Source organism: Pseudomonas sp. H11T01 (assembly GCF_048515765.1).
GTDB lineage: Bacteria > Pseudomonadota > Gammaproteobacteria > Pseudomonadales > Pseudomonadaceae > Aquipseudomonas.
Map to the genome: position 1 here is coordinate 200,863 of NZ_JBLYED010000005.1, position 17,065 is coordinate 217,927.

A 17,065-nucleotide genomic window follows, 5' to 3' on the forward strand; every position below is an offset into this window, starting at 1 on the left:
AAATCGCTATGTATTGGTTTTCAGCTTGGTCCACAGGCGAGTACTCAGTCGTGCGATTGCAGCGGGGAGATCCTCTACGATGAACAGCTTGTCCAGCACACTTTTCTGTGGGTATATCGCCAAATCCTGCTTCACGGACGGAATAACATACGCATCCGCCGCACTGTTGGGGTTAGCGTAATGAATGCTGTTGCTGATATTGGCAATGACTTGAGGCGTCAACAGGTAATTCATGTATGCGTAGGCATTCTTCTCGTGAGGCGCGCTCTTTGGCATGACCACCATGTCGAGCCATAGGGTAGATCCTTCGTCTGGGATCGAATAGGCGATTTCGATCCCGTTGTTTGCTTCCTTGGCACTGGCGGCAGCTTGCACAACGTCGCCATTGAAGCCAATCACCGCGCAGATATTGCCATTAGCCAAGTCACTGACGTACTTGGAGGTGTGGAAATACTGGATGTAAGGTCTGATCTTAAGCAACGCCTGCTCGGCTTTAGCGTAATCCGCCGGATCGTGGCTATGGTGGGGCAGTCCCAGATAATTCAGGGTGATCGGCAGGATCTGTGTAGGGTTATCAATAATCGCCACGCCGCACTGACTCAGCTTCTTGATGTTGTTCTCATCAAAAAACAGGCTCCAGGAATGAGTAACATCCGTGCTGCCGAATATCGCCTTGATTTTCTCGACGTTGTAGCCAATACCCGCAGTGCCCCACATGTAGGGATAACCGTACTGGTTGCCTGGATCATTGACCTCGAGTTTTTTCATCAACGCGGGGTCAAGGTTTTTCCAGTTGGGCAACTGACTTTTATCGAGCTTCTGAATAGCCCCTGCCTTGATCAATCTGGACAGAAAATGGTTCGAAGGACTCACCACGTCATAACCGGTATTACCGGTCATCAGCTTCGATTCCAGTACTTCGTTACTGTCGTGAATGTCGTAAGTCGCCTTGATCCCCGTTTCCTTGGTGAAATTGATCAAGGTGTCGTCAGCGATGTATCCGCTCCAGTTAGAAATGTTGACCTGTTCGGCAGCGTAAGTGACTGCCGAAAACGTCGTGAGTAATACCGCCAGAGAAATAGTATTGACGCGCATGTTCGATCACCTTCTTTTGAAGAGCTTTTATTCTTTTGTGGCTTTCTGGATTTCTTATTCTTTTGCGGTTTTCTAGATTTCTGTTCTGGCCCTGACCGCCTCCACGCGCATTCGAAGCATGGCGCCGATATCGAGTAATGGTCGGGGTGGGAGCCAGCCAGGCTGAGCCCTTTGCATGACCGACGCCAATATTGGCGAACTGACACCCGATGCCAGTTCGGCGAGCAGCCGCCCCCAAAGGGTGCCGCGCGCGACGCCTGATCCATTGCATCCGGCCACGGCAAACAGCCCCTCTTCGACCTTGGCAAAATACGGTTGTCCGGAGCGCGAGGCGCTCAGATGACCGGTCCAGGTGTATTGAATATCCTGCTCGGTCAACCACGGAAAACGTCGCTGCAAACCCAGCACATGGTGTTTTCTGCGGAGCAAGAGATCACTGTCGGACAAATCCCGAGAGCGGTATTCGGCGGTGTTACGGATCATCACGCGACGATCCGGGGTCAGTCGCACCGTGGCTCCGAGTGGACGGGTGGACAACACGCCCCAGGGCTCCACGCCGCCGATCGTTCGAAACTCCTCGTCGCTCAGTGGCCGAGTCAGGCTGGCGCTGAGTTCCATGGGAAACGTTGCGCTGTCATCTATTCCCGCACGTGGGATGAAGGCGTTCAGGCAAACCAGGACCTGCTTCGCCTCAATACTTCCCTCGATACCCTTGGCGCGAAGACGTCCTTTATCCAAACGCTCAAGGCCAGTGATATCGGTGTTTTCGTAGAGGGTCACATTCTGGGGCAGCGAATCCAGCAATCCCTTCACGTATTTGGCTGGTTGAAGCAATGCGTTTCCATTACCACACCAGATCGCGGCTTGGTAATGCCCGGTTCCCAGTTTTTGTTTCAGCTGTTCACCTTCCAGAAATTGCGCAGATGCACCCACTGCTCGTAGCGTTTCCAGTTTGGCCTCGACGTGAGTCAGCTTGCCTGGATCGCTAACGGCGAAGAAATAGCCGGAATCCCTGAAGTCGCACTCGATGCCGTGACGAGCAATGCGCTTACGGACTTCCTCACTGGCAACACGTGAAATCGACGTATCCACTTCAAAACCAGCGAACCCCTGATTGCCTAAAAGCTCATCATTGCCCGGATGTTCGTGGCCCACCACGAATCCGGAATTGCGCGCCGAAGCCCCCTGCGCCGCTCGCTGTCTGTCGACGATCACGATGCGTGCCTGAGGGTGCATTTCAGCGAGCGTATGAGCGGCACACAGTCCGGTGATACCGGCACCTACGACCAGCCAATCCGCTTTTTCCGCGCGGCTCAGCCGACCGCGACTTGATGAACTTCCAGCTTGCGCAATCCAGCCACATACATTCTTCACGCATCACCTCATTTGACTGTCGTTGCGGGCTAGCCAAAAAAAGCACTACCCTGCGAGCCGCCTCTATCCAAAGCAGAACTACATGCAGTAATCGCATGGGTGGTTTGAGATGGCGGTAGCTAGAGCTGGAATCTATAAGGTCTTTGGTGATACAACCAACGTTATAAAATCATTGAGCCATTCTGAAAACGCATGGATAAAATTCGCCACGTTCCCTCTCTTCAGGCCTTGCAGGCACTGGTGGAGGTCTCTGATTCAGGCAGCTTCACTCAGGCGGCGCAAAAGCTCTGTTTGACCCAAAGCGCAGTGAGCCGAAAAATCCAGCAGTTGGAGAGTCACTTCGGCGTACCGATGTTCGTGAGGAGCAGCCGTAGTATCCGACTGACCCCAGAGGGCGAACAGGTTCTTGGCAGCGCTCGGAATATCCTGGAGCAATTGAAGACACTCGAGGATCGGCTTTCTCCACAGAAACGCCCCTTCCGCATACGCATGCATGTGTCGCTGGCGGTTCGCTGGTTGCTACCGAAGTTGAGCGACTTCTACCGGCGTCACCCGGACATTTCCCTGTCGATCGAGACCGTTGCGACGGAGATCGTCGAGCCGGCCAGCGACAGCGACGCCTACATCCTCTATCTGCCCGAGCCGTCCAGTGACCCAGCCTGCCTGACCCTGTTCGAGGAAGCGCTGGTTCCGGTGTGCGCCCCCGGCCTGGGCAGCGCAACCCAGCCACTGGAATCGGTGGAGGATCTTGTACGCTTCCCCCTGCTCCATCGTTCGGCGGACAAGCAAGCCTGGATTGATTGGCTGGCAGCCAATGGCGCCAAGTCGTTGGAGGACTATCGGCACATCCCCTTCAACCTCGACGAGTTGGCGCTCGATGCAGCGGCGCGAGGCCTGGGAGTGGCCATGACCGACATGACCCTGGCAGAGGAGTCTATCGATCGCGGTGTGCTCATCGTTCCCTTTGGCCGCCCGCTGAAAACCAGAGGGATTTACTCGCTGTGCCCGCAACCCTCAGCCGCCTCTCATCCGGCGTGCTCGCTGATCATGCAATGGTTCGCCCAGCAGGCCGAACAGGACGAAGGCGCACGCTGACCTGCAAGCGCCGGCTCGCACGGGCATCCAATTTATATATGTAACCAGGCCAGAGTGCCCAGCACTACACTGACTCCTGCCGCACTATACGCGACCCTTTTTAGCCATTCCTTGCGCGTCAACAAGGTAATCGCCGCCAGCGAAATAGCAATCTGAATGGCTGTCATCGCCTGGGCCCAGCGGTGATGCTGATGCAATGCCAATTCTGACTTTTCATCCCACTCGCGAGCTTCCATCTCGAGGGCTTCTGCTTTTATGCGCACCACTTCTTTTTGATCTTTATAGCGCTGCGCTTCGGCGGCGTAGTGCGCGGCATCGAGGCCAGGGATATGGATCGCCAGTTCAGACAGGTTTTGTCGGCTGGATTTGGCCTGGTAATAATTCCACTGGTTGGAGGCTTCGGTTTTCTTGATGGCGGCGTTGTTCTTGTCCATTGCAGCTTCGCTCTCTGTGGAGCCCGCCTGATAGCTGAGCAAGGCGCCTATGGTCGCCATGATCGCCGTCATCACCGCTATCTTGCTGGCGAAATTGTCGCCGTGGGAATGGGCATTTTTGGTGGCGTGCTCCACATGTTGTTCGTGCGGGCTGGGAACTTCGAACGCTTCAGACATGGCCTTTGATCTTTGGGAATGAACAAGTGTCGAAGTGTAAAGGTAGTCATCGTTAAAGGCTCTATATCAATGGATAACCATCGAGTCGAGGTGACGAACTGCTGGTTTTTGAATCGTGCTCGCTCGGCTGGAGTCTTCCGCTGGTCATGGGCAACCTTCCGGTCGGAGCGTACGACCCTGATCGTCTGGTCAATCGATTCAGAATGACTGGACTCGCCGTCATACCGAGCAAGGATGCGCAATTTGCGCTTTTGAATCTGCATTTATCCCGGCTGGGCTGGGGAAATCCTATGATTTTTTTGCACAACACACCGGATTTTTTGAGCATTTTTATTTGATTTTTGCATGCCTATACTCGATTCAACCGCTTGGTCATGAACCAGGTCAGTCCCGACAAAAATAAACAAGGGCACCCACCGTGAAGCCATCCATGCTCGCCGCCGTCTCCCCGCTATCAGGTACCCGCACGGGTCTCGGGAGACTCCAATGAATAGCAACTGCCAACCCTTCCTCGCCGCTCGAGACTTCCTGCTGGCCCACCGTACCGACTACGCCACTGCCGTGCGTGACTTTCGCTGGCCGCAGCTGAGCGAGTTCAACTGGGCGCTGGACTACTTCGATGCCATGGCCGAGGGCAATCAGGCCAACGCCCTGTGGATAGTCGAAGAAGACGGTAGCGAACAGCGCTACAGCTTCCAGCAACTGGCCTCGCGCTCCAACCAGGTGGCCAACCACCTGCGTGCCCTCGGCGTGCGCCGCGGCGAGCGCATCCTGCTGATGCTCGGTAACGACATCGCCCTGTGGGAAACCATGCTGGCCGCCTTCAAACTTGGCGCCGTGGTCATCCCCGCCACCGCCCTGCTCACCCCCGATGACCTGGGCGACCGCATCGAACGCGGCCAGGTTCGCCACCTGGTGGTCGGCAGCGCTCATGTGGACAAGTTCGTCGGCCTGGGTAAAGGCTGCAGCCGCATCTGCGTGGGTCCCGCCCCCGCCGACTGGACCCCGCACAGCGCCGCCAGCGAATATTCCGAGCAGTTCGAAGTCGAGGGCCGCACGCTGGCCACCGACCCGATGCTGCTGTACTTCACCTCTGGCACCACCTCCAAGCCGAAGATGGTGCTGCACAGTCACCAGAGCTACCCGGTCGGCCACCTTTCGACCATGTACTGGATCGGCCTGCAGCCGGGCGACCTGCACCTGAACATCTCGTCACCGGGCTGGGCCAAGCACGCCTGGAGCTGCCTCTTCGCGCCGTGGAACGCCGGCGCCTGTATCTTTATCCACAACGTCGCGCGCTTCAGCGCTTGCGCGCTGCTCGGCGCTCTGGAGCGATACGGCGTCACCAGCCTGTGCGCCCCGCCCACCGTGTGGCGCATGCTGATTCAGGAGGATCTGGCCGGTATCAAGGAACGCCTGCGCCTGCGCGAATTGGTAGGCGCCGGTGAGCCGCTCAACCCGGAAATCATCGAACAGATCCAGCATGCCTGGGGCCTGCCGCTGCGTGACGGCTTCGGTCAGTCGGAAACCACCGCTCTGGTCGGCAACACGCCTGGCCAGCTGCTCAAGGCCGGTTCCATGGGCCGTCCACTGCCGGGCTACCAGGTGACCATGCTCGACCTCGACGGCGTACCCGGCAATGAGGGTGAAGTAGCCCTGCCGCTGGACGTGCGTCCGCTCGGCTTGATGCTGTGCTACGAGGACAGCCCGGAAAAAACCGCCGAAGTGATGCGCGACGGCTACTACCGCACAGGCGACACTGCGCAGATCGACGCGGATGGCTACATCACCTTTGTCGGCCGCGCCGACGACGTGTTTAAAGCCGCCGACTATCGCATCAGCCCCTTCGAGCTGGAAAGCGCGCTGATCGAGCACCCGGCGGTGATGGAAGTGGCCGTGGTGCCAAGCCCGGACCCGCTACGCCTGGCGGTGCCCAAGGCGTTTCTGATCCTGGCCCATGGCGAACCCGGGAGCGCAGAGCTGGCCGCCAACATCCTCGCCTTCGCCCGCGAGCACCTGGCGCCCTACAAGCGGGTGCGGCGCATTGAGTTCGTCACCGAGCTGCCCAAGACCATCTCCGGGAAGATCCGCCGGGTAGAACTGCGGCAGATGGAAGTGCAGCGCCGCCAGAGCGATGCACGCGGCCCGCAAGAGTACTTCGAAGAAGACTTCCCGCAGCTCAAGGGCTGAACCCGGGCCAGTACGCCGACCGGTCATACATTAAATCAATGACCATTGTGAGACCGTGCCTGGCAGTCGCTCCAGACCTTGCGCATCAGATCCTTAAGCATCAGCGCCTCGGCCCAGCGATCGGTGATGTCGCCTCCGTCGGCACCGGTGATGGCATAGGGTGGCGGGCCGAGTTCGCAGGTGAAGGACAGGCTGGCAGGTGTGTTCGGTCGGGCCAGCCAATCCTCGATCCCATAGCGCCACCAACCCAGGAAACGCTCCAGCCAGGGTCGATGCTGGGAGAAACTCAGGGGCACCTGGACCTGTTCGCAGCTGGCGACCCGACCATGAAAGCCCCAGCTGTGGCGCAGGATGGTATGGATCTGTTCGTCGTCCTCGGCAGCGGCCGGCTCTGGCAGTTCGCGGCCCACGACATAGTGGGACAAATCGGCCAACAGCTTGAGATCGGGCATTTCAGCGAGAATATCGAGAGTGAACAACAGGTCGCTAGTGAGGCGATAACGGTGGGTTTCCAGCAGGACCGGAAAGTCCACCTGCTCGGCCAGGCGCTGCCAGCCTTCGATCAGTTCAATGGCTTGCGCCAGCGTGCGCGGCCGGACGTCCGCTTGCAGCGTGAGGTGGTGGCATCCGTAGCGGGAGGCGACATCGATCGCTGCCGCCAGATCATCCACGGTGCGGGGGAACACTTGACCTTCGATTTGCAGGCCCTGGGCCTTGGCGGCCCCGCTCAGGCGTGCGGCCTGTGGCGCGACCCAGAAATGGTCGGTGATCCCGTCGAAGCCGGCGGCGGCGACTTTCTCCAGTTGCGCTTCAATGGAAAGGTCGCATTGGCCACGGTGATCTTGCATGGCCCACAAGGACTGAAACACCAGGAATTCGCGCATGTCAGTTCCTCAACAATTGTTTGAGCGATACATCGGCATCGGCTAAAGCGACCACCGAGAGGGGGTTATGGTTGGCGATCAGCCGTTCGCACAACTTGATGTCCTTGGCGACGCTATTGCCCTGGCCCCAGCCGCAAGCCCCTAGCAGGCGTTGTTCGGCATCGAGGTAGAACAACAGGAAACCGCCACCCGGGGTTGTCCGGCTCGCCGTCGGTTCGGTGTTTGCGATTACGCCCACGGTTTGCAGCCCCCAGTCGTACTGATCGGACCAAAAGCCGGGAATGACCTCGAAGGGCAGCTCGCCGCCCATCAGATTCAGGGCCGCGTGACGGCCCTGGGTTTCGGCGTTGCGCCAGGTTTCCTGACGCTGGAAAACCCCTTGCGGGTGCAACCGAAACTCACAGACATCGCCCGCTGCAAAGATGTCCGCCGCGCTGGTGCGCAGCTGGGCATCGACGCGGATGCCCTGGCCAACCTCGAGCCCGGCGGCCGTAGCCAGTTCAATGTTGGGTTGCATGCCGATGCCTACCACCACCAGGTCGCAGGGCAACAACTGGCCGTCGACCAGTTGCACGGCCTTGACGCGAGTGCTGCCCTGCACGGCCTCAATGGCCACGTTCAGCCGGACATCCACGCCCTGGCTGCGATGCAATTCCAGCAGGACGCTGGACAGCCGCTCCGGCAGGACGCGACCCGCCAGGCGCGGCCCGGCCTCGAGCAAGGTCACGGTGCAACCCAAGGCTCGGGCGGTCGCGGCGACTTCGAGGCCGATAAAGCCGCCGCCGATGATCACCAGACGGGCGTCGGGGCGCAGCGAAGCACGCAATGCCAACGCCTCATCATGAGTTCGCAGATAAAGCACATTCAGCAGATGCTCGGGCACTGAGGGCAACAGTCGCGCCCTGCCCCCGGTCGCGAGCAACAGACGGGCGTACTGCAACCAACTGCCGTCGGCCAACTGCAATCGATGCTGCTGCGGATCCAGGCATTTCACCGGATTGCCGGCCAGGTGCTCGATGTCCAGTTCGGCGAGCTGAGCGGTATCGCACAGGCTGCAGCCCGCCAGATCAACCGTGCCCTGCAACAGTCCCTTGGACAGTGGCGGACGTTCATAGGGAGGATGGGGCTCATCGCCTATCAGAATCAGGCGACCGCGATAACCTTCGCCGCGCAGGGTCAAGGCCGCGCGACCACCCGCATGCCCGGCACCAACGATAACCAGTGGATCGTTGTCAGAACTCATGGCACAGACTCCGTGCAATTAAACCGTAATAGCGAGCAGAACACGGCCCGCCTCGACCCGGACCTGATAGGTCTTGAGGTTGACGCACACCGGTGCGCCAAGGGCTTTACCGGAGCGGTAGTCGAAACGCCCGTTGTGCTTGGGGCACTCGATGACATGCTCCATCACCAGGCCATCGGCGAGGTGGATGGACTCGTGGGTGCATAGGCCCGCCGTGGCGAAGAACTCGCTGTCGGCGGAGCGGTAGACGGCGTAGGTGTGCTGACCATGGTCGAAACGAATGACATCTTCTTCGTTTATATCGCCCACGGCACAGACATCGATCCATTGATCGGTCATGGCGTTTTCTCTTGTAGGGGTGCAGTCAGGAAGGTGTCAGCCGGGTATTGCTTCAGGTTGCGCCTGGACGCTGGCGGCGGGCTCTGCGCGCTGTGGCAGAGGGCGACGGATGAAATACGTCGGGTCTTTGCGCTGCTTCCAGATGGTCGGGAGGATTTCCCTGAAGGCCTCGAACAGGCTGGTGTACGGCGGCGGGCAGTCGTGACGGATCTCTTCGTGAAGCTGCGCCAGCGCGTGAAAAGGCACCATCGGGTACATGTGGTGTTCGAGGTGATAGTTCATGTTGAGGTACAGAAAACGCAGCAGCGGGCCCATGTAAATCGTGCGGCAGTTGCTGCGGTGATCGAGCACATCCTCGGCCAGGCCGACATGCTGGGTAAGGCCGAACAGGTAGGACAGCCAGCCGCCGTACAGGGTCGGCAGGCCGATAAACATCAGCGGCAACCAGCTCTGCAGATAAAGCGCAGCCCCCACGGTCAACCCATAAATCACCAGCCAAATGCGCGCAGCCGTAAAGACCTTGGGCCACTCGGATTCGGGGATAAACGTCTGCTCTTCTTCAGCCATCCGGCCTGTCGCATGCCGGCAGACTGACCACATGGTCGTCAACGCGTAAGGCATCCTGAACAGACTCAGCACCATCATGACCAGGCGTGGCGGACGCGGCTCGACGATCTCTGGATCGCGGCCGACGATGATGGTGTCGGTGTGGTGCCGGGCGTGACTCCAACGCCAGACATGGGGTTCGAACATGAACATGAAGCTCGACAATTGGTAGACCGCATCATTCATCCAGCGGGTTTTGAATGCCGTGCCGTGACCCGTTTCGTGCCAACGGGCATTGGACGCCGTGCCGTAGAGCAGCCCATAGGCGAAGAAGAACGGAATGCAGGCCCAGGAGCCCCAAAACCAGTAACCGCCGAACCCGGTGACGACCATCGCCAGCAGCCAGATCGCGGTATCACGCAAGGCCGGACCATCGCGGCGCTGCATCAATTCTTTCAAGCGTTTACGGGGAATGGGCGATTGGTGCCAACTGGCCGATACCAGGCCTTTTTGCGCCGCTCTGGCGGCTTCGGGACCGGTCAATCGATAATCCCGAGGCATGGGTTTGCCGGGGGTTTCAAAGGCTGCGTTTTGTTCGGGCATTTTATTGTTCTCCGCAAGCTTGATAGTTTTAGGCACTTGCTTCGATGCGGGATCACATCGCTGGAGAAAATATAGAGAGCGTAGAAATCACCCTCAAGCCCTTGAATACATTCCCTATCAAGCTATCATCCAGGCCCAGCAAGGCTTGATAGTTTTCTATCAAGGCGTTTCCGGGACCCGCCATGAACAACAATAAACGCCCAACCATCGCCACTGTTGCCGAGTACGCTCGCTTGAGTGTCGCCACCGTGGACCGGGTGCTCAACGCCAGGGCTCCGGTCAATCCGGCAACCGCCGAGCAGGTATTCCAGGCAGCCGAAGCGGTCGGTTATTTCGCGGCCAGACTGATCGGTCAGCGGATCCGCGAACGTCGTCCCAGCTATCGTTTCGGCATCCTGTTGCTCGGCACCGCCCAGGCCTTCTATGCCAACGTTGCCGCCGCCATCACCGAGGCGGCGCAGCGTCAGGCCGGCGCCAACCTCAGCTGCCAATTCGAGTACGTCTTCGATCGCACACCCAGCGCCATCATTGCCCAGATCGAACAACTGGCGGTGCAGTGCGATGGCCTGGCGGTGGTCAGCTTCGCTCACCCGCTAATCAATGCCACCATCGCTCAGATCAGAGAGGCGGGAGTTCCGGTGATCGCCCTGCTGTCCGACATCCATGAGGCCGCGCATGAGCCTTACGTCGGTCAGGATAATCATGAGGTCGGACGCACCATGGGCTGGCTGATGGCTCACACCTGTGGTGCACGCAAAGGCAGCATCGGGGTACTGCTCGGCGGCCACCGCTTTCTCGGCCATCAGGCTCGGGTCGAGGGGCTGCGCAGTTACCTGACGGAGCGCGCACCGGGGCTACGGCTACTCGAAGCGGTGATCAACCTGGACAACTGTGACGTCTCCGAAGAGGCGACGCTGGAACTCCTGGCGCGCCATAACGACTTGCGGGGTCTGTGCGTGGTCGGAGGTGGCGGCGACGGAATCATCAGTGCCCTGTCGCAGCTGCCGAAGCGGCCGTCGCTGTGCAGTATCCTGCAGGAGTCGACCGAGCTGTCGCGACAAGCCCTGGACCAGGGATTGATCAGCCTGGTCATCGATTCCCAGCCGCGCCTGCTGGCAACAGCGCTGATCGACTTGCTGGTCGAGCTGCAGACCACACCGGACTTCGATCCGATACGCCATCGGGTCCATGTTCCGTTGCAGATCGTGACATCAGAGAACGCTCGACGCTGACTGTGTGAGCGACACCGAGAATGCTCTACATAACCCATCAGAGGTTTGGTCCCGAACGGAAAGCATCGGCACTCAGTCCGAACCGATTCATCTTGTTGTACAACCCACCACGAGAAACGTTCAGCTGCTTCGCGGCCAGGCGGATGTTGCCGTGGGTATCCCTGAGGGCGGCGATAATCGCGTTCATTTCATGGGCACCCAGGTCCAAGGCAACCCTGGGCTCTGGCAAACTTACCATCGCCGGCTGACGCAGCCTCTGCATGATCTCGACAGGAAGATCACCCGGCTGGATCAGTTCGGTAACCGCCAGATTGGTGGCGCGTTCAATGGTGTTTTCCAACTCGCGAACATTACCCGGCCAGCTGTGGGCAGAAAGAATATCCAGTGCCGCCGGTGAGATCCCCAGCACCGACTTGCGAAGCGACTGAGCACAACGGTTGAGAAAATGTCGCGCCAGCAATGGAATATCCTCCCGGCGCATCCGCAGTGGTGGAACCGTAAGGTTCAGCACGTTGAGCCGGTAGTACAGATCTTCCCGAAACGCACCATCGGCAACCGCCTGACTCAGGTTGCGGTGGGTGGCGGCGATGATGCGTACATCAACCTGCTGCGATTTCTTCGCGCCGACGCGCGTGACCTCGCCTTCTTGCAAGACTCGCAGCAGGCTGACCTGGGCATCGAAAGACATGTCACCGATCTCGTCGAGGAAGATGGTTCCGCCATCGGCCAATTCGAACCTTCCGGCAGACCCTCCGCGGGCCGATCCTGTGAAGGCGCCCTCGACGTGACCAAACAGTTCGCTCTGCACCAGATCTCGCGGAATAGCCCCGCAATTGACGGCCACGAAAGGTCCCTTGGCACGGTCGCTGGCGTTATGAATGGCCTGGGCGAACAGCTCCTTGCCGGTGCCGCTTTCGCCGAGGATCAGGGTGGTCGAGTCACTGCGGCTGGCAATCCGTCCCAAGCGCAACGCATCCTGTATGGCTCGCGAACTGCCCTGGATGGTCTCAAAGGTATAACTGGCTTGAGTCCCTATGATCCGCCGGGTGATTTCGCGGATACGCCGGTTCTCCCGCAACGAGACAACTCGCCCGCCCTGCTCCAGGGAACACACGGACACCAGGCACGCCAGCTGGGTCTGGTCATGCAGCACAAAGGTGCAGTCCAGATCGCGAACCCCCTCACCGCTGCGCAGCAAAATCTCATCGCTCAGCTCGCTCTGCCCCAGCCGCTGGAACGGGCAACCCAGCAGATCTCGCCCCACCCGAAACAGCTGGCGGCCATAGCGGTTGAGCGCCTTGATGCAACCTCGCTCATCCAGCACCACCAGCCCTTCGTTGAGCACTTCAAGGACCGTCTGCTGCTCTTCCAGCAGCGTCTGCAGCGCCATCTGCCGCGAGACCGCCTCGGCCGCCGCCTGCACAGTGCCCAGCGTGTGAAAATGGAACCAGCCCGGCTCTGCGGTCAGGGTCAACATGGCCAGCGTCCGACCCTGGGCATCCCTGATTGGCGCGGCGGCACAATGCATGCGCCGCTGACGCAGGCCAGCAGCAAAGTTTTCCTCGGCCAGCACATACACCAATCGGTCTTCAGCAAGAGCAAGACCGGTGCAGTTGGTGCCCTGCACCGACTCCAGCAACCGGCTACCCACCGGCGTGAGATCCAGGCCGCAGAAGTAGAGGGTCGTCCCTTCGGCATCGGTCAGATTGATATGCCCCCTGGGGTTGTAAGCCAGCAGGCCCCTCATGACCTCTGCCGCCGCCCCGATCAATACGCGATTGGCCGTGAGCGTCGCGTCCAGAACCTCGGGGTCGACAAAACGGTAGTCGGAATCATCTGAGTCGAGGCCGGCACTGACGCTGCGCAGCCATGAATCCCAAATGACCTGCCTGACCCCGGCAGGTCGATCAGTGCGCCCCTTCAGGCAAGCCCGCCAAGCCTGGTCGAGCTCAGCGATGGGCCCCTCACTCAAAGACGCGGGACCGAGGGCGGTAATGTAATCGAGGTCTTCCTGGCTGAAGGTCATGAGCTGCTGGTCAACCATCATTGAGCTCCACATCTATGTTCATATTTTTGACATGTCATTATAGACATGTCATTTCAATGAACACTCTTCTTCTTTCAATCTGAAAAATTTATATAAATATCAACTAGTTATGTATTGGCACAGGCCTTGCTCTAGACCTTGTACCAGCGAGGACAGTTCCTGCTGCTCAATCACGTGAACAACAATAAAAAGGAGTCACTTCATGAATACACCCAAGACCATCCGCCTTGGACTCATCGGCGCCGGCCGCATGGGCAGCTTTCACGCCCAGACCGCTGCCCGGCACATTCCCGGTGCCTGCCTGGTCGCCATTGCCGACCCGACACCCGGTCAGGCCGCACGCCTGGCGGCAGAATTGGGTGTGCAACGGGTCTATACCGATCCACAGCAACTGCTCGACGACCCGGAAATAGACGGTGTATTGATCGCCGCCCCGGCCCGCAGCCATGCCGAACTGGTGATCAGTGCGGCCCGGGCCGGCAAAGGCGTGTTCTGTGAAAAACCCATGGCCATCACCCTGGACGAGGCCGACCGCGCCATCGCCGCTGCCGCCGACGCACGCGTGCCGCTGCAGGTCGGCTTCAACCGCCGCTTTGCCAGAAGCTTCCGGGCTGCCCACCTGGACGTGGTCGCTGGCCGCATCGGTACGCCTCAGCTGCTGCGCTCGCTGACCCGCGATCCAGCGCTGAACAACCCGGCCGCCTCGCCGCAGTGGGTGATTTTCCTCGAAACCCTGATCCATGACTTCGATACCCTGCGCTACCTGAATCCGGGTGCCGAGGCTATCGAGGTCTATGTCATGGCCGATGCCCTGGTTGCACCGGATTACAAGGACAAGGGGCTGCTGGACACCGCCGTTGTCACGATCCGCTTCGACAACGGCGCCATCGCGACGGCCGAGGCCAATTTCCAGGCAGTCTATGGCTACGATGTTCGAGGGGAAGTCTTCGGCAGCGCTGGCATGCTGACCATGGGCAGCCTCAATGACTCTGACCTGGTTCGCTATTTGGCCGATGGCATCCAGGCCGACACCCAGCGCATGGACACCGACCTGCTGCGTGATGCCTATGTGGCCGAGCTCAATCACTTTGTCGACTGCCTGCGCACTGGCGAAAAACCACTCGCCAGCGGCGAAGATGCCCGGGCCGCACTGGCCATTGCCCGCGCTTGCATCGAATCCGTCCAGCAGGGCAAAGCTGTTCGCGTGCAAGGAGCCCATTCATGAGTTTTACCCCCTTCAAACTGGCGATCAGTGCCGAGATGGTCTTCCTCGATCTTCCGTTCACCGAACGCGTCAAACGTATTCAAGCGCTGGGCTTCAGCGCCGAACTCTGGGACTGGACGAAGAAAGACATTCCGGCCCTTGTAGCCACTGGCGCTGACTTCACCTCCATGACCGGTTATATCTCGGGCAACCTGACCGATCCCGAGGACATCCAGCACCTGCTCGACAGCGCACGAGAATCGCTGGCCGTGGCCGCACAGCTCAGTTGTCCGAGCCTCAACCTGCATGGCACTGGCCTGGGCGACAAAGGCTTGCCGGTCAAACCCGTGGCCCACACCAGCGGACGCATGTGGCTGAGCGCCTGCAAGACCCTGGAAAAAATCGCCAGGCTGGGCGAAGAGGCAGGCCGGGTATTTTTGCTGGAAAATCTCAATACCGAGGTTGACCACCCCGGCACTCCCTTCGCTCGCGCCGAGGATACCCTGGCGCTGATCGAAGCCGTGGGCAGCCCGCATTTAAAGATGAACCTGGACCTTTACCATGCCCAGATCGGCGAAGGGAACCTGATCGAACTGATCCAGCGCGCAGGCAGCGCCATTGGAGAAATCCAGGTCGCCGATGTGCCCGGCCGCATGGAGCCCGGCACTGGCGAGATCCATTATCCGGCCATTGCCAGAGCCTTGTTCCGCATGGGATACACCGGTGTCGTCGGGCTAGAGGGTTGGGCCTCTGGCGACGCCGAAGCAGCACTTGAGCGTTTTCGGCAAGCCTTCACGCTTGATTGAGGGAGCCGGCCAAGCCACTCGGTAAACACGATGCCACTGGCTCTCTCGCCGGATTTGATTCAGAGAGAGCCAGAAGCCCTTCACGCTTGATCTTGATGAATTTCATCTCATAACAACAAAAGGAAAACCATCATGCGCCGCTGCAAACTTCTTTTTGCCTCGCTATTACTGCTCTGCAGCCACTGGGCCTTCGCCGACTATCGCATCGGCGTCAGCATTGCCATGGTTGACGATAACTTCATGACCTACGTGCGCAGCGGCCTGGAAGATGCCGCCAAGAAGGAGAAGGTCCAGATCCAGTTCGAGGATGCCCAGGGTGACGTGGTGCGTCAGCTCAATCAGATCGAAGGCTTTCTCAGCCAGAAGGTGGATGCGGTCATCGTCCTGCCCGTGGACACCGCCGCCACTGCCAACATGACCCGCGCCGCCGTCGCGGCGAAGACACCACTGGTCTACGTCAACCGCCGCCCGGACGAACGCGTCTTACCCAAAGGCGTGGTGGCGGTGGCATCCAATGACATCGAGGCCGGACAACTGCAGATGCGTTACCTGGCCGACAAACTGGGGGGCAAAGGCAACCTGGCGATCATCATGGGCGACCTGGCGCAAAATGCCACTCACGGCCGTACCGAAGGCGTCAAACAGGTGCTCAAGGACTATCCCGAGATCAAGATCGTCGAACAACAAAGTGCCGACTGGCAGCGCAACAAAGGGATGGACCTGACCAGCAACTGGCTGCTGGCAGGTTCCAACTTTGATGCAATCATCTCTAACAACGACGAGATGGCCATCGGCGCGGCCATGGCGCTGCAACAAGCCGGCAAAGCCAAGGGCGCCATTCCGATTGTTGGCGTAGACGGCTTGCCTGACGGCTTGGCTGCCATCAAACGTGGTCAGTTGGCTGCCTCAGTGTTCCAGGATCCCAAAGCCCAGGCGACCAGCGCGCTACTAGCCGCCATCAAGATGATTAAAGGGGATCCGGTCGAGGCTGATGTCTGGGTGCCTTATCAGCTGATCACGCCGGATCAGGTACCTGCCTTTGAACAGCACTTTAAATAGTGTCAAACCGGAGCGTGGCTCGGCCACCTTCCGCAGCTGAGGCTTCGCAGGGCAGCTCATTCAACCGGTTTGGTGCGAGCGACTGCTCGCACCGAGGTGTTGAGAGCCACGGCGGCGCGAATGAGCGTCTTCAACGCTTTTTCATCAATCCCCTCGCCCTCATGGATATCAATGGCACGCCGGGTGTTGCCTTCGAGGCTGGAGTTGAAGAGACCTGAAGGGTCCTCCAACGAGGCGCCCTTGGCGAAGGTCATCTTCACGACATGCTTGTACGTCTCACCGGTGCAGATGATTCCGGCGTGGGACCACACAGGAACCCCCCTCCACTTCCATTCCTCGACCACTTCGGGGTCGGCCTGCTTGATGAGCGTTCGGACCCGAGCGAGCGTCTCGCCCCGCCAATCACTCAGCTCCTTGATTCTCGCTTCTATCAGCTGAGAGGCAGAGCCTCCTCCCTCTTCTTCCTTTTTCATGGTGGTTGTCACCCTCTTCATGGTGGTTGTCGCTCGCCCGCCACGTGAGTATCGCCGACTGACGGCTTTCCTCCAGGCAATCAACGACCGCTTCACACCCTGAGGAATAGATACGCATCAAGTTGCGTAGGCAGAGCCAGGCCTGTGATTTGTAACGGTCTGTATTTTCTCTGGCGATCTTACACAGCGTTACACAACCGCTGGATCAGGACACATACGCAGTACATGAAGGTGGAAAAGTAGGCGTCGTCGGAAGCCAAGCGT

The 17,065-nt window shown here is 59.3% G+C and carries 16 protein-coding genes; 7 read left to right on the top strand and 9 right to left on the bottom strand.

The annotated features are described in order from the left end of the window. Positions 1-6: 6 nt before the first annotated feature. Both ACN1C3_RS08860 and ACN1C3_RS08865 read right to left on the bottom strand, forming a co-directional pair. Entirely contained in the window at positions 7-1,095 is a 1,089-nt protein-coding gene (locus ACN1C3_RS08860; protein WP_419115431.1) for a polyamine ABC transporter substrate-binding protein, read from the bottom strand. A gap of 72 nt (positions 1,096-1,167) precedes the next feature. Continuing rightward, positions 1,168-2,469, bottom strand: coding sequence for an NAD(P)/FAD-dependent oxidoreductase (locus ACN1C3_RS08865; protein WP_419115432.1), 1,302 nt, complete (start codon positions 2,467-2,469; stop codon positions 1,168-1,170). 192 nt (positions 2,470-2,661) lie between these two features. Between ACN1C3_RS08865 and ACN1C3_RS08870 the strand changes: the two genes are divergently transcribed. After that, positions 2,662-3,564, top strand: a complete 903-nt coding sequence (locus tag ACN1C3_RS08870) for a LysR substrate-binding domain-containing protein (protein WP_419115433.1) — start codon at positions 2,662-2,664, stop codon at positions 3,562-3,564. Positions 3,565-3,596: 32 nt separating this feature from the next. Here ACN1C3_RS08870 and ACN1C3_RS08875 read toward each other — a convergent pair whose 3' ends face one another. Next, a complete protein-coding gene (locus tag ACN1C3_RS08875) occupies positions 3,597-4,175 on the bottom strand; it encodes a DUF4337 domain-containing protein (RefSeq protein ID WP_419115434.1) in 579 nt (192 codons plus the stop codon). A gap of 146 nt (positions 4,176-4,321) precedes the next feature. Here ACN1C3_RS08875 and ACN1C3_RS08880 point away from each other — a divergent pair, with 146 nt between their 5' ends. Continuing rightward, positions 4,322-4,513 carry a hypothetical protein gene (locus ACN1C3_RS08880; RefSeq protein WP_419115435.1) on the top strand — a complete coding sequence of 64 codons (192 nt, stop codon included), beginning with the start codon at positions 4,322-4,324 and terminating at the stop codon, positions 4,511-4,513. Positions 4,514-4,661: 148 nt separating this feature from the next. Then, positions 4,662-6,365, top strand: coding sequence for an AMP-binding protein (locus tag ACN1C3_RS08885; RefSeq protein WP_419115436.1), 1,704 nt, complete (start codon positions 4,662-4,664; stop codon positions 6,363-6,365). A gap of 35 nt (positions 6,366-6,400) precedes the next feature. Here ACN1C3_RS08885 and ACN1C3_RS08890 read toward each other — a convergent pair whose 3' ends face one another. From ACN1C3_RS08890 to ACN1C3_RS08905, 4 genes are read right to left on the bottom strand one after another with little or no spacing between them, the layout of a single operon-like run. Further along, positions 6,401-7,249, bottom strand: coding sequence for a sugar phosphate isomerase/epimerase family protein (locus tag ACN1C3_RS08890; RefSeq protein WP_419115437.1), 849 nt, complete (start codon positions 7,247-7,249; stop codon positions 6,401-6,403). 1 nt (position 7,250) lies between these two features. Beyond that, complete coding sequence (locus tag ACN1C3_RS08895; RefSeq protein WP_419115438.1) at positions 7,251-8,492, bottom strand: NAD(P)/FAD-dependent oxidoreductase; 1,242 nt, start codon at positions 8,490-8,492, stop codon at positions 7,251-7,253. Positions 8,493-8,510: 18 nt separating this feature from the next. Continuing rightward, positions 8,511-8,831 (bottom strand): MocE family 2Fe-2S type ferredoxin, encoded by a 321-nt coding sequence (locus tag ACN1C3_RS08900; protein ID WP_419115439.1) that lies wholly within the window; start codon positions 8,829-8,831, stop codon positions 8,511-8,513. A 36-nt stretch (positions 8,832-8,867) separates the two neighbouring features. Continuing rightward, positions 8,868-9,980 carry a fatty acid desaturase family protein gene (locus ACN1C3_RS08905; protein ID WP_419115440.1) on the bottom strand — a complete coding sequence of 371 codons (1,113 nt, stop codon included), beginning with the start codon at positions 9,978-9,980 and terminating at the stop codon, positions 8,868-8,870. Positions 9,981-10,162: 182 nt separating this feature from the next. Between ACN1C3_RS08905 and ACN1C3_RS08910 the strand changes: the two genes are divergently transcribed. Beyond that, positions 10,163-11,212, top strand: coding sequence for a substrate-binding domain-containing protein (locus ACN1C3_RS08910; protein WP_419115441.1), 1,050 nt, complete (start codon positions 10,163-10,165; stop codon positions 11,210-11,212). 37 nt (positions 11,213-11,249) lie between these two features. On the opposite strand, the gene ACN1C3_RS08915 is transcribed toward ACN1C3_RS08910, so the two are convergent. Next, positions 11,250-13,256 carry a sigma-54 interaction domain-containing protein gene (locus ACN1C3_RS08915; protein ID WP_419115561.1) on the bottom strand — a complete coding sequence of 669 codons (2,007 nt, stop codon included), beginning with the start codon at positions 13,254-13,256 and terminating at the stop codon, positions 11,250-11,252. Positions 13,257-13,461: 205 nt separating this feature from the next. Between ACN1C3_RS08915 and ACN1C3_RS08920 the strand changes: the two genes are divergently transcribed. The 3 genes from ACN1C3_RS08920 (at position 13,462) to ACN1C3_RS08930 (ending at position 16,328) form a co-directional block, all read left to right on the top strand. After that, positions 13,462-14,484 carry a Gfo/Idh/MocA family oxidoreductase gene (locus ACN1C3_RS08920; RefSeq protein ID WP_419115442.1) on the top strand — a complete coding sequence of 341 codons (1,023 nt, stop codon included), beginning with the start codon at positions 13,462-13,464 and terminating at the stop codon, positions 14,482-14,484. Then, positions 14,481-15,269, top strand: a complete 789-nt coding sequence (locus ACN1C3_RS08925) for a TIM barrel protein (protein WP_419115443.1) — start codon at positions 14,481-14,483, stop codon at positions 15,267-15,269. The genes ACN1C3_RS08920 and ACN1C3_RS08925 overlap by 4 nt, the downstream gene beginning before the upstream one ends. Positions 15,270-15,401: 132 nt before the next feature. Next, the gene (locus tag ACN1C3_RS08930) at positions 15,402-16,328 is read left to right on the top strand and encodes a sugar ABC transporter substrate-binding protein (protein ID WP_419115444.1); all 927 of its coding nucleotides are present in this window, start codon (positions 15,402-15,404) and stop codon (positions 16,326-16,328) included. Positions 16,329-16,384: 56 nt separating this feature from the next. Here ACN1C3_RS08930 and ACN1C3_RS08935 read toward each other — a convergent pair whose 3' ends face one another. Continuing rightward, positions 16,385-16,801 (bottom strand): DUF1801 domain-containing protein, encoded by a 417-nt coding sequence (locus ACN1C3_RS08935; protein ID WP_419115445.1) that lies wholly within the window; start codon positions 16,799-16,801, stop codon positions 16,385-16,387. Positions 16,802-17,065: the final 264 nt, after the last annotated feature.

Coding starts and splice junctions, on each gene's coding strand:
- ACN1C3_RS08860 (WP_419115431.1), bottom strand. CDS start 1,095: ATGCGCGTCAATACTATTTCTCTGGCGGTATTACTCACGACGTTTTCG.
- ACN1C3_RS08910 (WP_419115441.1), top strand. CDS start 10,163: ATGAACAACAATAAACGCCCAACCATCGCCACTGTTGCCGAGTACGCT.
- ACN1C3_RS08930 (WP_419115444.1), top strand. CDS start 15,402: ATGCGCCGCTGCAAACTTCTTTTTGCCTCGCTATTACTGCTCTGCAGC.
- ACN1C3_RS08890 (WP_419115437.1), bottom strand. CDS start 7,249: ATGCGCGAATTCCTGGTGTTTCAGTCCTTGTGGGCCATGCAAGATCAC.
- ACN1C3_RS08915 (WP_419115561.1), bottom strand. CDS start 13,256: ATGGTTGACCAGCAGCTCATGACCTTCAGCCAGGAAGACCTCGATTAC.
- ACN1C3_RS08935 (WP_419115445.1), bottom strand. CDS start 16,801: ATGAAAAAGGAAGAAGAGGGAGGAGGCTCTGCCTCTCAGCTGATAGAA.
- ACN1C3_RS08870 (WP_419115433.1), top strand. CDS start 2,662: ATGGATAAAATTCGCCACGTTCCCTCTCTTCAGGCCTTGCAGGCACTG.
- ACN1C3_RS08925 (WP_419115443.1), top strand. CDS start 14,481: ATGAGTTTTACCCCCTTCAAACTGGCGATCAGTGCCGAGATGGTCTTC.
- ACN1C3_RS08895 (WP_419115438.1), bottom strand. CDS start 8,492: ATGAGTTCTGACAACGATCCACTGGTTATCGTTGGTGCCGGGCATGCG.
- ACN1C3_RS08875 (WP_419115434.1), bottom strand. CDS start 4,175: ATGTCTGAAGCGTTCGAAGTTCCCAGCCCGCACGAACAACATGTGGAG.
- ACN1C3_RS08905 (WP_419115440.1), bottom strand. CDS start 9,980: ATGCCCGAACAAAACGCAGCCTTTGAAACCCCCGGCAAACCCATGCCT.
- ACN1C3_RS08880 (WP_419115435.1), top strand. CDS start 4,322: ATGGGCAACCTTCCGGTCGGAGCGTACGACCCTGATCGTCTGGTCAAT.
- ACN1C3_RS08920 (WP_419115442.1), top strand. CDS start 13,462: ATGAATACACCCAAGACCATCCGCCTTGGACTCATCGGCGCCGGCCGC.
- ACN1C3_RS08900 (WP_419115439.1), bottom strand. CDS start 8,831: ATGACCGATCAATGGATCGATGTCTGTGCCGTGGGCGATATAAACGAA.
- ACN1C3_RS08885 (WP_419115436.1), top strand. CDS start 4,662: ATGAATAGCAACTGCCAACCCTTCCTCGCCGCTCGAGACTTCCTGCTG.